This is a genomic window from Kitasatospora sp. NPDC059088 (assembly GCF_042738155.1).
Taxonomy (GTDB): Bacteria; Actinomycetota; Actinomycetes; order Streptomycetales; family Streptomycetaceae; genus Kitasatospora.
In genome coordinates this window covers 26,032-39,355 of the sequence record NZ_JBHYGR010000012.1, presented here as the reverse complement: position 1 = coordinate 39,355, position 13,324 = coordinate 26,032, and the positions used below count along the sequence as shown (strand labels likewise).

12 protein-coding genes are annotated in these 13,324 nt (G+C 73.1%); 2 read left to right on the top strand and 10 right to left on the bottom strand.

The genetic code is table 11. The features are described 5' to 3' along the window. The 6 genes from ACFWXO_RS08175 to ACFWXO_RS08150 form a co-directional block, all read right to left on the bottom strand. On the bottom strand, positions 1 to 1,197 hold the full coding sequence (locus ACFWXO_RS08175; RefSeq protein WP_380522810.1) for a hypothetical protein: 1,197 nt from the start codon (positions 1,195 to 1,197) through the stop codon (positions 1 to 3). A gap of 233 nt (positions 1,198 to 1,430) precedes the next feature. After that, positions 1,431 to 2,198 carry a 3-oxoacyl-ACP reductase gene (locus tag ACFWXO_RS08170; protein WP_380522809.1) on the bottom strand — a complete coding sequence of 256 codons (768 nt, stop codon included), beginning with the start codon at positions 2,196 to 2,198 and terminating at the stop codon, positions 1,431 to 1,433. Between the two features lie 5 nt (positions 2,199 to 2,203). Next, entirely contained in the window at positions 2,204 to 3,577 is a 1,374-nt protein-coding gene (locus ACFWXO_RS08165; protein ID WP_375893787.1) for an aldehyde dehydrogenase family protein, read from the bottom strand. After that, on the bottom strand, positions 3,574 to 4,323 hold the full coding sequence (locus tag ACFWXO_RS08160; RefSeq protein WP_380522808.1) for a gamma-glutamyl-gamma-aminobutyrate hydrolase family protein: 750 nt from the start codon (positions 4,321 to 4,323) through the stop codon (positions 3,574 to 3,576). The genes ACFWXO_RS08165 and ACFWXO_RS08160 overlap by 4 nt, the downstream gene beginning before the upstream one ends. Continuing rightward, positions 4,320 to 5,678 (bottom strand): glutamine synthetase family protein, encoded by a 1,359-nt coding sequence (locus ACFWXO_RS08155; RefSeq protein WP_375893782.1) that lies wholly within the window; start codon positions 5,676 to 5,678, stop codon positions 4,320 to 4,322. The genes ACFWXO_RS08160 and ACFWXO_RS08155 overlap by 4 nt, the downstream gene beginning before the upstream one ends. Continuing rightward, a complete protein-coding gene (locus ACFWXO_RS08150; RefSeq protein WP_380522862.1) occupies positions 5,675 to 7,195 on the bottom strand; it encodes an amino acid permease in 1,521 nt (506 codons plus the stop codon). Before ACFWXO_RS08150 ends, ACFWXO_RS08155 begins: the two co-directional genes overlap by 4 nt. A 399-nt stretch (positions 7,196 to 7,594) precedes the next feature. Here ACFWXO_RS08150 and ACFWXO_RS08145 point away from each other — a divergent pair, with 399 nt between their 5' ends. Next, complete coding sequence (locus tag ACFWXO_RS08145) at positions 7,595 to 8,344, top strand: FadR/GntR family transcriptional regulator (protein WP_375893777.1); 750 nt, start codon at positions 7,595 to 7,597, stop codon at positions 8,342 to 8,344. A gap of 70 nt (positions 8,345 to 8,414) precedes the next feature. Here ACFWXO_RS08145 and ACFWXO_RS08140 read toward each other — a convergent pair whose 3' ends face one another. From ACFWXO_RS08140 to ACFWXO_RS08125, 4 genes are all read right to left on the bottom strand, one after another. After that, a complete protein-coding gene (locus ACFWXO_RS08140; protein WP_380522807.1) occupies positions 8,415 to 9,395 on the bottom strand; it encodes a hypothetical protein in 981 nt (326 codons plus the stop codon). Positions 9,396 to 9,460: 65 nt separating this feature from the next. Further along, the gene (locus ACFWXO_RS08135) at positions 9,461 to 10,765 is read right to left on the bottom strand and encodes a nucleotidyl transferase AbiEii/AbiGii toxin family protein (protein WP_380522806.1); all 1,305 of its coding nucleotides are present in this window, start codon (positions 10,763 to 10,765) and stop codon (positions 9,461 to 9,463) included. Beyond that, positions 10,762 to 11,496 carry a hypothetical protein gene (locus ACFWXO_RS08130; protein WP_380522805.1) on the bottom strand — a complete coding sequence of 245 codons (735 nt, stop codon included), beginning with the start codon at positions 11,494 to 11,496 and terminating at the stop codon, positions 10,762 to 10,764. Before ACFWXO_RS08130 ends, ACFWXO_RS08135 begins: the two co-directional genes overlap by 4 nt. A 109-nt stretch (positions 11,497 to 11,605) precedes the next feature. Further along, positions 11,606 to 12,259, bottom strand: coding sequence for a restriction endonuclease (locus ACFWXO_RS08125; RefSeq protein ID WP_375893770.1), 654 nt, complete (start codon positions 12,257 to 12,259; stop codon positions 11,606 to 11,608). Between the two features lie 275 nt (positions 12,260 to 12,534). Here ACFWXO_RS08125 and ACFWXO_RS08120 point away from each other — a divergent pair, with 275 nt between their 5' ends. Beyond that, on the top strand, positions 12,535 to 13,203 hold the full coding sequence (locus ACFWXO_RS08120) for a hypothetical protein (RefSeq protein WP_380522804.1): 669 nt from the start codon (positions 12,535 to 12,537) through the stop codon (positions 13,201 to 13,203). The last annotated feature ends 121 nt before the right edge of the window (positions 13,204 to 13,324 follow it).

Here is a 13,324-nt window from a genome sequence, read left to right as displayed (position 1 = left end):
CTACGGCCGCCAGATCACCGCCACCCGCGTCGAACCGGTCGACGCCGAGGAGCCGATCCGGACCCCGACCGCCAGGCCGGCGTTGTTGACGGCCACGGGGTAGGAGTAGCCCTCCGGTGCCACGTCCAGTTCCGTCAGGGCCCCGTCGGCGCCCCAGCGGAGGGCGTGGCGCTCCTGCGCCTGCGGCACCTTCGTCCCGGTGTACCCGACGGAGACGCCGGCGTCGTTGACGGCGACGGCCGTCGTGTACTCGTAGTCGGCGCCGATCGTCGTGGCGGTGCCGGCCGGGCTCCAGCTCGTGGCGGTGTAGTCGATGCCGTCCGCCCCGCCCTGCTTGCCGACGACCGTGCCGCCGGCGTTGAGGGCCGTCGCCGTGGAGTGCCGGCCCAGGTCCGTGACGGTGCCGTCGGTGTTCCAGGTCATGGAGCGCCACTGGTCGTTCGCGGCGCCGGTCGGCGTGCCCTTCCCGAGCACGGTGCCGGCGTCGTTGATCTGGACGACCCAGACGCCGCGGTAGGCCGAGGCCGGGTCGAGCGCGGTGGGGGTGCCGTCCGGGCTCCACTTCACGGGGTGGGCGACGCCGGAGGCCGAGTAGGACAGGCCGGCCACCGCGCCCGAGGCGTTGACCGAGACGGCGGTGCTGTTGACGTCCCCGCTCAGCGGGGCGAGCGGGACGGCCCGGCCGTCCGGGCCCCACTTCACCGCGTGGGAGGCCGTCCCGGCCGCGGAGTGCCCGACCGCCGTACCGGTGCGGCTCATCGCGTAGATGTAGCCCCAGCCGCCGGTGTCCGCGGGCAGCAGCGGCAGTGCGGAGACCGTGCCGTCGGGGGCCCAGCGCACCGTGTGGTTCCCCGAGTAGCCGACGGCGGCACCGTCGGCGGCGACGGCCACGGCGCGGCCGCTCGGGTCCCCGGGCAGCAGGGGGAGTGTCGTGGCGCTCAGGTCCGCGTTCCAGCGGACCGGACGGTCCTGGTTCTGCGGATCGGTGACGTAGCCGACGATCACCCCGTCGTCGTTGACCGCTGCGGGATCGCTCCCGACGGCGCCGGGCGGCAGGGGCAGGTCGACGGCCACGCCGGCCGCCGGATCGGTGTCGGCCGTCGCGCTGCCGGCCGTACCCAGCGCGAGGGCGCCGACGGCGGCCAGGGCGACGGTGGTGGCGACTGCGGACCGCAGGGCTCGGGTGCCGATGCTCATGACGTGCGTTCCTCGTCTCGTGGACTTCCCGCGGAATGGCACTGTGCTGATGCTGTGTCATGTTTCGCATGGAGAGTTCCCGTGCGCCACACCGTTCGGCGCACGGGAACTTCACCCAGTCTTCACGATTCGCGGCACGGGCGCAGCGGAATCCGGAGTCGGGTGCCCGGAGCCCGGATCCCGGGGTCCGGGGTCCGGGGTCCGGGGTCGCGGGTCCCGAGGGCGGCGCGCGGCTACTGCGGGGTCACGTACGCGCCGGAGATGCCGCCGTCGACGAGGAAGGTGTTGGCGGTCATGAACGAGGAGTCGTCGGAGGCGAGGAAGGCCACCGCGGCGGCGATCTCCTCGGGCTCGGCGAAGCGGCCCAGCGGGATGTGCACCAGGCGGCGGGCGGCGCGCTCCGGGTCCTTGGCGAAGAGCTCCTGGAGCAGCGGGGTGTTCACCGGGCCCGGGCACAGGGCGTTGACCCGGATGCCCTCGCGGGCGAACTGCACGCCCAGCTCGCGCGACATGGCCAGCACGCCGCCCTTGGAGGCGCTGTAGGAGATCTGCGAGGTGGCCGCGCCCATCACGGCGACGAACGACGCCGTGTTGATGATCGAGCCCTTGCCCTGGCGCTGCATGTGCGGGATCGCGTACTTGCAGCACAGGTAGACGCTGGTGAGGTTGACCTCCTGGACGCGCTTCCAGGCCTCCAGGCCGGTGGTGAGGATGGAGTCGTCGTCCGGCGGGGAGATGCCCGCGTTGTTGAAGGTGATGTCGAGGCGGCCGTACTCGTCGACGGTCCGCTGGAAGAGGTCGCGGACCGCGGCCTCGTCGGTGACGTCGGCCTGGATGAACAGGCCGTCGACCTCGTTCGCGGCCTTGGCGCCGGTCTCGGCGTCGAGGTCGACGCAGACCACCTTCGCGCCCTCGGCGGCGAAGCGGCGGGCGGTCGCCAGGCCGATGCCGCTGCCGGCGCCGGTGATCACGGCCACGCGGCCGTCGAGTCGCTGGGTCATGGTGATCATTCCTCCGTGGAGATGAAGACGTTCTTGGTCTGGGTGAAGGCGTCGAGGGCGTCCGGGCCGAGCTCGCGGCCGAGGCCGGACTGCTTGAAGCCGCCGAACGGCGTGGTGTAGCGCACCGAGGAGTGCGAGTTGACGGAGAGGTTGCCGGCCTCGACGCCGCGCGAGACGCGCAGCGCGCGGCCGAGGTCCCTGGTCCAGATGGAGCCGGACAGGCCGTACTCGGTGGCGTTGGCGATCCGCAGTGCGTCCTCCTCGTCGCGGAACGGGACGACGGCGACGACCGGGCCGAAGATCTCCTCGGTGAAGGCGCGGTCGTCGTGCCGCACGGGCGCGAGGACGGTCGGCGGGTACCAGAAGCCGGGCCCGTCGGGGGCGTTGCCCCGGATGGCGACGGCCGAGGCGTCCGGGACGTACGAGGCGACCCGCTCGCGGTGGGCGGCCGAGATCAGCGGACCCATCTCGGTCTTCTCGTCGGCCGGGTCGCCGACCCGCACGCCGCGCACGGCCGGCTCCAGGAGCGCCATGAAGTCGTCGAAGGCGGAGGCCTCGACCAGGATCCGGGAGCGGGCGCAGCAGTCCTGGCCGGCGTTGTCGAAGACGGCGTAGGGCGCGGTCGCGGCGGCCTTGGCGAGGTCGGCGTCGGCGAAGACGATGTTGGCGCTCTTGCCGCCGAGTTCGAGGGTAACGGGCTTCACCTGGGCGGCGCAGCCCGCCATGATCCCCTTGCCGACACCGGTCGAGCCGGTGAAGACGACCTTGCGCACGTCGGGGTGGGTGACGAAGCGCCCGCCGACGACCGGTCCGCGGCCGGGCAGGACCTGGAGCACGCCCTCGGGGATGCCGGCCGCCAGGGCGAGTTCGGCCAGGCGCAGCGCGGTGAGCGGGGTGAGCTCGGCCGGTTTGACGATGACGGTGTTGCCGGCGGCGAGCGCCGGGGCGAGGGCCCAGGCGGCGATCGGCATCGGGAAGTTCCAGGGCACGATGACCCCGACGACGCCGATCGGTTCCTGGAAGGTGACGTCGATGCCGCCGGCGACGGGGATCTGCCGGCCGAACAGCCGCTCGGGGGCGGCGGCGTAGTACTCGATGACGTCCCGCGCGTTGCCCGCCTCCCAGCGGGCGTTGCCGATGGTGTGGCCGGCGTTGGCGACCTCCAGGGCGGCGAGGTGCTCGCGGTCGGCGTCGACGGCGGCGGCGAAGGCGCGCAGCAGCCGGGCGCGGTCGGCGGGGGCCACCCGGCGCCAGGTGTCGAAGGCGGCGCGGGCGCGGGCGACGGCGGCGTCGGTCTCGGCGAGGCCGGCCAGTTCGACGGTGGTGATCACCTCCTCGGTGGCGGGGTTGACGACCTCGAAGAGGTCCGGTTCGGTCATCGGGGGCTCTCCCTCTGGCTGGTGCCTCGGCCGGTGGTCCGGCCGGCTGTCCGGGCGGCGTTGATGAAGGTGTGGAACAGGCGCAGGTCGTCGGGGTCGGTCTCCGGGTGCCACTGGACGCCCAGGGCGAAGCGGTGACCGGGCAGTTCGAGCGCCTCGACCGTTCCATCGGCACTGTGCGCGGTGACCTGGAGTCCGCTGCCGATCCGGTCGACGGCCTGGTGGTGGTAGCAGGAGACCTCGGTGGCGGGCCCCAGCACGGCGGCGAGCCGACTGCCGTCGACGACGTCGACCCGGTGGCGGACGAAGCGGGCGGGGACGCGCTGGTGGCTGTCGTCGGGCAGGTGCTGGACGAGGGTGCCGCCGAGTTCGACGTTGAGCAGCTGCATGCCGCGGCAGACCCCGAGCACCGGCAGGTCCCGGGCGAGGGCGGCCCGCAGCAGCCGGCTCTCCCAGTCGTCGCGGGCGTGGTGGGGCGCGCCGGTGCGCGGATCGGGGGCCGCCGCGTAGCGGGCCGGGTCGACGTCCGGTCCGCCGGCGAGGACGAGTCCGTCGAGGGCGTCGAGCAGGTGGCCGGCCCCGCCGGGCTGGGGCGGCAGCAGCACCGGGATGCCGCCCGCGCGGACGACGCTGTCGACGTACGTCTGGGGCACGAGCGAGGCGCGCTGGTTCCAGACCGACCAGGCGGCGGCGTCCTGGTAGCTGCTGATGCCGATGAGGGGCGGTCGGCGATCCTCGTGGGTCACAGCCGCTCGAATCCGCGGCGCCGCTCCCAGTCGGTCACCGCCCTTTGGTAGGAGGCGAGTTCGGTGCGCCCCGCGTGGGTGTAGTGCCGGACGACGTCCTTGCCGAAGGCCTCGGTGGCGACGGCGCTGCGCTCGAAGGCGTCGACCGCGTCGCGCAGGGTGGCGGGCACCCGGGGTGCGTCGGAGGCGTAGGCGTTGCCGGTGAACTCCGGCTGTAGTTCGAGCTGTTGCTCGACGCCGTGCAGTCCGGCGGCGATCAGGGCGGCGACCGCGAGGTAGGGGTTGACGTCCCCGCCGGGGACGCGGTTCTCGAAGCGCAGCGACTGCCCGTGCCCGACGACGCGCAGGGCGCAGGTGCGGTTGTCGCGGCCCCAGGCGATGGCGGTGGGCGCGAAGCTGCCGGGGACGTAGCGCTTGTAGGAGTTGACGGTGGGGGCGAACAGCAGGGCGAAGTCGGCGAGACAGGCGAGCTGGCCGGCGAGGAAGTGCTCCATGGTGCGGGAGAAGCCGTACGGGCGGTCGCCGGCGAACACCGGGGCGCCCTGCTCGTCGCGCAGGCTCAGGTGGATGTGGCAGGAGTTGCCCTCGCGTTCGTCGTACTTCGCCATGAACGTGAGGCTGCAGCCCTCCTGGGCGGCGATCTCCTTGGCGCCGGTCTTGTAGACGGCGTGGTTGTCGCAGGTGGTGAGGGCGTCGGCGTACTTGAAGGCGATCTCGTGCTGGCCGAGGTTGCACTCGCCCTTGGCGGACTCGACGGTGAGGCCGGCGCCGGCCATGCCGTTGCGCAGGCGGCGCAGGAGCGGCTCGATGCGCCCGGTGCCGAGGATGGAGTAGTCGACGTTGTACTGGTTGGCCGGGGTGAGCCGGGTGTAGTCCTTGTCCCAGGCCTGTTCGTAGCTGTCCCGGAAGACGATGAACTCCAGCTCGGTGGCGGCCTGGGCCTGCCAGCCGTAGCCGGCCAGGCGGTCGAGCTGGCGCTGGAGGACCTGGCGCGGGGAGACGGCGACCGGGGTGCCGTCGTGCTGGACGACGTCGCACTGGACCATGACGGTGGCCGGGTGCCAGGGGACGGACCGCAGGGTGGCGAGGTCGGGGCGCAGCGTCAGGTCGCCGTAGCCGTTCTCCCAGGAGGAGACCTCGTAGCCGTCGACGGTGTTCATGTCGACGTCGACGGCCAGCAGGTAGCCGCAGCCCTCCGCGGCGCCGGTCACGACGTCGTCGAGGAAGTACTGGGCGGCGACGCGCTTGCCCTGGAGGCGGCCCTGCATGTCGGTCATGGCGAGCACGACGGTGTCGACGGACCCGTCGGCGACGAGGGTGCGCAGCTCGTCGAGGGTGAGCCGGGGGGTGGTCATCGGGTCTCCTGTTCGGTGTCCCGGGTGCCGGGGGCGGACGGGGTGCCGTGGACGTGCGGTGTGTCGAGGACGTGCGGTGTGTCGAGGCCCGACAGCGGGGACATCGCGGACGGCGCAGCGCCGACGTGCGGCCCGGTGAACCAGTTCCGGGCGGAGGCGAGCCACCAGACGCCCGCGAAGCCGACCACGACGGCCACGGCGACCGGGGTGTAGTTGAAGCTGTCGACGGTGATCGGGCTGGCGGTGGGCAGCATGAACAGGACGGTGATCACCGCCGTCCAGACGACGGCGACGACGCCGATCGGCCGGCTCCAGCGGCCCAGGTGCCAGGGGCCGCGCGGGAAGTCCTCGCCCTGGCGCAGCCGCAGGTACACCGGGATGACGTAGGAGATGTAGAGGCCGATCACGGAGATCGAGGTCACGGCCGTGTAGGCGGTGTTGTTCCAGAGCGCGGGCAGTCCGAGCAGCAGGGCGCCGCCGGTGGCCAGCCAGACCGCGTTGGTCGGGGTCTGGGTGCGCGGGGAGATGCGGTGCCAGAGCCGGGAGCCGGGCAGCGCGCCGTCGCGGGAGAAGGCGTAGATCATGCGGGAGTTGGCGGTGACGGAGGCCATGCCGCAGAAGAACTGGGCGCCGATGACGGTGAGCAGCAGGAACTGGGCGCCGCCGGAGCCGATCGCGTCGATGAAGATCTGCGCGGGCGGGACCTGGGTGTCGCTGTTGAGCGCGCCGTCGTAGTCGCGGATCGCGAAGGTGATGCCGAGCAGCAGGATCCAGCCCGCCACCAGGGAGACGGTGATCGCGTTGACGATGCCGCGCGGGCCGGAGCGGGCGGCGTCCTGGGTCTCCTCGGTCATGTGCGCGGAGGCGTCGTAGCCGGTGAGGGTGTACTGGGCCATCAGCAGGCCGAGCATCGCGACGTAGAACTGGCTGTGGAAGCCGGTCCGGTTGACGAACTCGGTGAGCACGAAGGAGGCGGAGGCGTGCCGCTCGGGGAGCAGCGCGAGCGCGCCGACGATGATCGCGACGCCGACCAGGTGCCACCACACGGAGACGCTGTTGAGGACGGCGACCAGGCGCACCCCGAAGGTGTTGAGCAGGCCGTGCGCCAGCAGGATGACCGCGAAGATCTCCATGGTGTGCGCGGGGGTGGCCGCGACGCCGAAGCGCAGTTCGAGGAACGCGTTGGTGAAGAAGGCGGCGCCGTAGTCGACGCTGGCGGTCACCGCGACCTGGCCGAGGAAGTTGAACCAGCCGGTGAACCAGCTCCAGGCCGGGCCGCTGCCACGGCTGCGGGTCAGCTTCGCGGACCAGTAGTAGAGCCCGCCGGCCGTCGGGTAGCTGGAGCAGATCTCGGCCATCGCGAGGCCGACGCAGAGCGTCAGCAGGCCGACCACCGGCCAGCCCCAGATGATCAGGGCCGGGCCGCCGGTCTTCATGCCCGTCCCGTAGAGGGTCAGGCAGCCGGACAGCACCGAGACGATGGAGAAGGAGACGGCGAAGTTGGAGAAGCCCGACATCGAGCGGGCCAGCTCCTGGGTGTAGCCCAGCTCGCGGAGGCGTTGTTCGTCGGCGGAGACCGGGGATCCCTCGGCGGGAACGGGGGATTCCTCGGCGGGAGCGAGGGATCCGTCAGCGGAAACGGGGGAGGAATCCACCGGAAACACGGCGGGGCCAGGGTGGTCGGGTGAGCGTGCGTCGGTCATGGGCACCCCTGGGGGTTGAGGGTGTGCCGGGGTGCGCGCGGCCACGGCGGCGTGGCGCACCCGCCCCGGCGGGTTCGACGGTCGGACGGCTCTTCAATGGTCTAAAGTCAGACCATTGGGTGGGTGAGCAGCATCGTTCCGGCTGGACGGTGGCCACGTCAAGGGCGGGACGGGAACGAGTGCGGGAGATCCGATCGCAGGTACGATTCCGGCGTGGACGTGGACGTAACACGTGAGCAGGCACGGCTCGACTGGGAGGCCGGGGCGATCTTCCGCCCGATCCGGACCGGCAACGCCTTCGAGGAGACCGTCGAACGGCTGCTCCAGGCGATCAAGCTCGGCGTCTTCCGCCCCGGCGACCGACTGCCCGCCGAACGCGACCTCGCCGCCCGCCTCGGCGTCAGCCGCGAGACCCTGCGCGAGGCACTCCGCACGCTCCAGCAGGCCGACTGCGTCGAACCCCGCCGCGGCCGCTACGGCGGCACCTTCGTCACCTACCGAATGCCCGAACCGGACGTCGCCGACCTGCGCCGCGCCGCCCGCGACCTCGGCGGCGCCCTGGAGGACGCCCTGACCTACCGGCAGGTCCTGGAGGTCGGCGCCGCCGAGGCCGCCGCCCGCCGCCCCCTCTCCCCCGAACAGCGCGCCCACCTGGAGGACCGGCTCACCGAGCTGGACGCGGCCCCCGCCGAGCAGTACCGCCAGCTGGACTCCCGCTTCCACCTCGCCATCGGCGAGCTCACCGGCTCCCCCGCCCTCGCCGCGGCCATCGCCGAGGCCAGGATGCGCCTCAACGACCTGCTCAACGCGATCCCCATGCTGGACCGCAACATCGAGCACGCCGCCGAACAGCACCGGGCCATGGTCCACGCCATCCTCACCGGCGACGGCGCCGCCGCCCGCCGCGCCACCGAGGAACACCTCGCCGCAACGGCCTCCCTCCTCCGCGCTTTCCTGGCCTGACACCGCCCCCGGGCCGATCGGCCGTCCGGACCGGTCGGCCGACGTGGATCAGGCTCCGGGCGTTGCCCGCCTACCCGTCCGCCCCGGGCCCGGGCCCGGGCTCAGGGGTGCCCGGGAGACCGGGCAGGACACGCCCCAGCCCCTGCCTCTCCCCCGCCGGTCGGAGCGGCTGCGGCTCACCTCCCCGGCCCGCCGTCGACTCCGGGCCGCTGGTCGGCAGGGGCCCGAGGTCTCCGTGGACGACGGTCTCCGTGATCAGGGGGCGGTCCCAGAGGGCCAGGATCTCGTTCGCCAGGGCGATGGTCCGGCGCGGATCGCGGTCCCCGTTCACCGTGATGGCAGCCGCCGACAGGCTGTGCGGGACGGCCCCCGCGTCGAGGAGCACGCGCCAGTCCTCCGGGGTGAGTGCCACGAACTCCAGCCCGCTCAACCGGCCGACCTCCCTGGGGTCGGCGAGGGTCCCCGGGGAAGCGCTGAGGGTGCGCAGACGGGGCAGGGCGAGGACGGGGGCGCGCGCCACCCCCAGACGGGCCTCCGCGGCGGCGATCTCCTCCTCGGTCGCACCGATCGCCCCGGGTATCCGCTCGCGCAGCGTCCGCTCCAGCGCCTCCGGATCCACGGACGGAGCCGACCGCACCCCGGGCACCGGCTCGGGCCGGCGCCGCCACGGCTCCGGCACGGCACCCTCCGCCCGCACCAGAACCCTCGGATGGGCGTTGCCCGGACCTGAACCGGCCGCAGGCCCCAGATCGAACAGGCGCAGCACCGCCCTCCCCTCCGGTGCGATCTCCACCGTGAAGGCGACGCCACCCGAACCCGTGTCAGGGACCACGGCCCGCACTCGCCGGATCGCGTCATGCTGCGCCTGGTAGTCCGACAGCAGACTGGCACGCCCGGGCTCCGGACTCCGCCACTTCAACGGCACGGTGGACGAACCGCGACCGATCACCCCCGCCACGTACCCGCCCGGTGCGGCGAGCTTCTCCGCGTGGGCGGACCGGAGGAGCCGCAGCAGCGGCTCCCAGGTGGCGAAGTCGTTCAACGCGGACAACGGGGACCTCCTGATCCGGTGATCATGACGACCGCGATGATGACCGCCGGCACCGACAGACGGCCTCAGCCGGCGGCGCTCGCCCGGCCGTCGCGCGCGAGCTCGACCGCGTAGCGCGAGGCGGCCTCCGCGAGGAGGTGGGTCATCCGGCGCGGCGGGACTCCGACGTGGTCGACGACGGCGCGGTCGGCAGCGGTGAGGTCGCCGCCGAGGAGTTCGCAGGTGATCACCAGGGTGTTGTCCGGGAGCATGGGGAGGCGGGCCATCCGTTGCTGGACCTCCTCCATGCCCTCGCTCGCCAGGACGTCCCGCAGTTCCTCGATCAGCGGGGCCAGCCACCGGGCGCGCAGGGCGTACTCGCCGCGGTCGGCGAAGGTCGGGTGGAGCGCGGCGAGCAGGTCGGCCGGGTACTCCTCGACGGGCTCGGCGAACTGCGGGTGGTCCTTGGCGAATTCCTCCCAGTCGACCTCCAGTCCGCTGATCTGCTCCGGGAGGACCGGCCGGCGCGACCAGGACTCGTCGGACTGGGTGAAGACCTGCCGCAGCAGCGCGTAAGGAACCTCGGCGGTGCGGGAGAGCAGGACCGCGTCGTAGAGGTCCTTGCCCTGGGGGTGGTTGTCGGACACCAGCCACAGGAGCTTCCACGCGAGGGAGAGCTCCGGCGTCGCGCCGAGCAGCGGTCCGGTGACGCCCGGGAGCCGGTAGGACTGCGGTACGACGGGCAGGTGCTCGGTGAAGACGAAGTCGAGTTGGACGCTCCCGCCCGGGACGCCCGGCGCCGACCACGGCAGCACGAGCCTGCGCCCGGGGATCCTGCTGTACGTCCAGATCTCGTCGCTGAGCGCCTGGTCCGCGTGCAGCCGCACCTCGCCCGAGAGGCGTTCGGCGGCGGTGGCGAGTTCGCCGAGCATGCGCTCCGTGCGCTCGTCCTCCAGTTGCCAGTCCACCGGGCGGACCACGAAGTCCAGGTCACCGGGCTCACGGGCCTGTTCGCCGTACCAGGCCCGCAGCAGGACGCTTCCGCGCAGCACCAGGTGTTCGGCCCACGGCGAGCCGGCGACGGCGGACAGCACGGTGTCGAGCGCCTCGCGCCGCGCGGTGAGCCAGCGTTCGGCGAGCCCGGGGTCGGCGAACGCTGGCTCGCTGGGCCGGAGGGCGCGGGCGTACCCGGCGAGGGCGGGGTCGAAGACCGGCTGCTGGGTCACCGTCTCGTCGTCGATCGGGCGAAGGCTCCTGGGCAGCTCCCGATCCACCCGGACGTCCTCCGACGGCGGCTGCTTGGGCAGCAGGACCCCCCGCCAGGGGCCGTACCGCAGGTCCTCCCATGCCACGGGCGCATCGGGTCGGGGCTGGGACTGGTCCTCGGTCATGTCGACTCTCCTGCTCCGTACGGCCGGGCGCTGTGCCCGGGCTCGGTGATCCATCCCGCGTCCAGGGTCTCGTCACTGTCGACGACGACGAACTCGCGCTCCACCGAGGCCACTTCGCGACCGTCGGCGGCGAGGTCCCGCAGCAGCGCGTCCAACCGGCGGCCCGCGGTGTCCAGGCCGACCAGGCGGCACCGCTGGGTCACGAACCACTCGCGCCGGCCGTCCTCGCGCGTCCGGCGCGGGTTGCGCGACAGGTGCGCGCCGTGCCGGACGGCCAGTGCGGTGAGCTCGGCGAAGCGGGCGGGGTCGGCCGCCGGGATCCCAGTCGGCAGCAACAGCTTGACGTGGTGCTCGAAGTAGCGCCCGGCCCCGTGCGAGGCGGCGTCCTCGTCCGAGGCCGGGACACCCTCCGCCCACGGCGTGGCCTCGATCTTCGCCCGCAGAACGGTGAATCCGGCCCGCTCGGCCCGGCCCCGGACCCGGGCGGTCAGGACGGCGACCTCCTCCAGCGTGCCGTCGGCGCGCAGGGTGAGCATCGGCTGCGAGGGCGACGTACCGCGCTCCAGCAGGATGTGGGTGAACTTCAGTCCGTGACCGTCGGCCCACGCGGCCAGTGCATCGGCCGCGCCGGGCCCGACGGTCAGGTGCACCTCGAAGCCTCCCCGGACGGTGGGGGGAACGGGCCGCGCGGGCCGGTCGTCAAGGTGCTGGTCAGGGTGGATGGCGAGCATGGGGATCATCCTGCCAAGCGCCTCTGACAACGGCCCGCGCTGGTCACGGGCGGTGAGTGGTGAGTCCGGGGACGGCCTCCGTGGCCGTCGTCGGCGTCGGCCGGGCGGGTCACGCCCAGGGTGGGACGCCCGTGCCCTCCGCCCAGCGGGCGAGGGAGCGGCGGTCGACGGCGCGGATGCCGACCTGTGCGCAGAATGCGGCGGCGGCCTTGGTGAACGAGCTGGTCGTCACCACGGCGGCCAGGTCGCAGCGGTGCACGTCGCGGTAGGTGCCGTTGACGCGCTGGACGTCCTGGGAGCCGACGAACGTCCGCGGTCCGTAGCGCTTGGCCTGGATCAGGATCCGCTGTCCGGTGGGGGTGGTGGCCAGCACGTCCGCCGCGAGGTCCCCGGCTCCGCCGACCACCGAGACCTTGGTGCAGCCGTCCCGCCGGCACAGGTCGGCCAGCGCGTGCTCGAACGCCTTCGGGCTCATCGCCAGGAACGGCCCGATGTGCCGCAGTTGGGCCGCCCGCGTGTCCAGCTCGCGCTGCCGCGCCCGGACGCGCGTGCGCAGCACGGCGACGCCCGCCCCCGCGCCCGCGAGGAGGAGCAGGGCCACCAGCAGCAGGTGCTGGGCCAGCCAGTGCACCGCCACCGAGAGCAGCACGAGGACGATCACGGCCGCCACGCCCAGCAGCACCGCGTTGTCCCGCGCCTGCCGCAGCCGACGGGCCCGGCGCGCAGCGGTCGACCGGCGTCGCCGGACAGGTCCACGGGCCACGGCATCCCCCTTCGCGCCACAGTGTTCGTGCGAGCGTAGGGTCCACCGGCACCCGGCCGCCTGCGATCTCGGTGAATTCCACCGAGCGCGATGCCGAGTTGACCGGATCCGGGCGGCCGGCGACCGGAGAGCTGCGCATTCCGGGCCAGGTGGCAGAGCGGCAACGGCAGCGACAGCGGGTAGTCACGGATCGGCAACTGCCGGCTTCCGAACGCGCCCGGAGGGCTATGCTCCGCGTTGCTGACGGTGCATCACAACGCCCGAGGGGGCCGCAAATGACGTCAGATCAGGACTCACCAACCGGCCCCGGGGGGCCGACCCGCTTCGTCACCTTCTTCACCACACTGCCGGGCATCATCACCGCGGCCGCGGCTCTGGTGACGGCGATCGGCGGAGCCTTCTACGGTGGCACCCAAGCCGCCACGCCGAGCCCGACGGTGACGGTGACGCAGACCGAGTGGAGGTCGCCCGCTCCCGCTCCCCCGACGGCCCCGGTGCCTCCGGTGCCCTCGGTCTCCGACACCGCCACCGTGTCACCCGTGTCACCCGGGCCGACCGGCGCCGCCGGGACACTGCGCGGGTCGTACAGCTTCCAACTCCCCGCGCTCTACTACGCACCGCTGGGGCCCCAGAAGCCCACGCAGCCCGACATCGTCGGCGCCACCAACTCCAGCGGGGACATCTCGTGGAAGGCGGACCAGGGAGGGCAGCAGATCGAAGCCGGCACGTCGGAGAGGATGCTCGCCCTGCCGAACGGGAGCACGCCGACCTACCAGGCCTGCTCCACGGGGACCCAGTTCATCACCGGTGCGCCCAGCACGCCCGGGTCCGTCTTCTGCATCCTCGAACGGCCGGGACTGATCGCGGGCGTCCAGGTGACGTCCGTCAACGAGAACTCGCCGACCTACGTCACCCTCCAGGTGAGCGTGTGGCAGGGGCCCTGATCCGGCGCGTCGTGTCCGCGTCGGAGCCCCGGCGCCGGGGCCGGCGCGTCCACCACTTCGGGACCGCCGACCAGTAGCCGTGGCGGTAGCGGTAGCGGTAGCGGTGGACGCGCAGGCGGGT

What these genes read in the sequence shown, in the direction of transcription:
- ACFWXO_RS08150 (WP_380522862.1), bottom strand. Translation starts at nt 7,195, where the DNA reads ATGTCGGGCTTCTCCAACTTCGCCGTCTCCTTCTCCATCGTCTCGGTG.
- ACFWXO_RS08135 (WP_380522806.1), bottom strand. Translation starts at nt 10,765, where the DNA reads ATGACCGAGGACCAGTCCCAGCCCCGACCCGATGCGCCCGTGGCATGG.
- ACFWXO_RS08165 (WP_375893787.1), bottom strand. Translation starts at nt 3,577, where the DNA reads ATGACCGAACCGGACCTCTTCGAGGTCGTCAACCCCGCCACCGAGGAG.
- ACFWXO_RS08155 (WP_375893782.1), bottom strand. Translation starts at nt 5,678, where the DNA reads ATGACCACCCCCCGGCTCACCCTCGACGAGCTGCGCACCCTCGTCGCC.
- ACFWXO_RS08170 (WP_380522809.1), bottom strand. Translation starts at nt 2,198, where the DNA reads ATGACCCAGCGACTCGACGGCCGCGTGGCCGTGATCACCGGCGCCGGC.
- ACFWXO_RS08120 (WP_380522804.1), top strand. Translation starts at nt 12,535, where the DNA reads ATGACGTCAGATCAGGACTCACCAACCGGCCCCGGGGGGCCGACCCGC.
- ACFWXO_RS08175 (WP_380522810.1), bottom strand. Translation starts at nt 1,197, where the DNA reads ATGAGCATCGGCACCCGAGCCCTGCGGTCCGCAGTCGCCACCACCGTC.
- ACFWXO_RS08130 (WP_380522805.1), bottom strand. Translation starts at nt 11,496, where the DNA reads ATGCTCGCCATCCACCCTGACCAGCACCTTGACGACCGGCCCGCGCGG.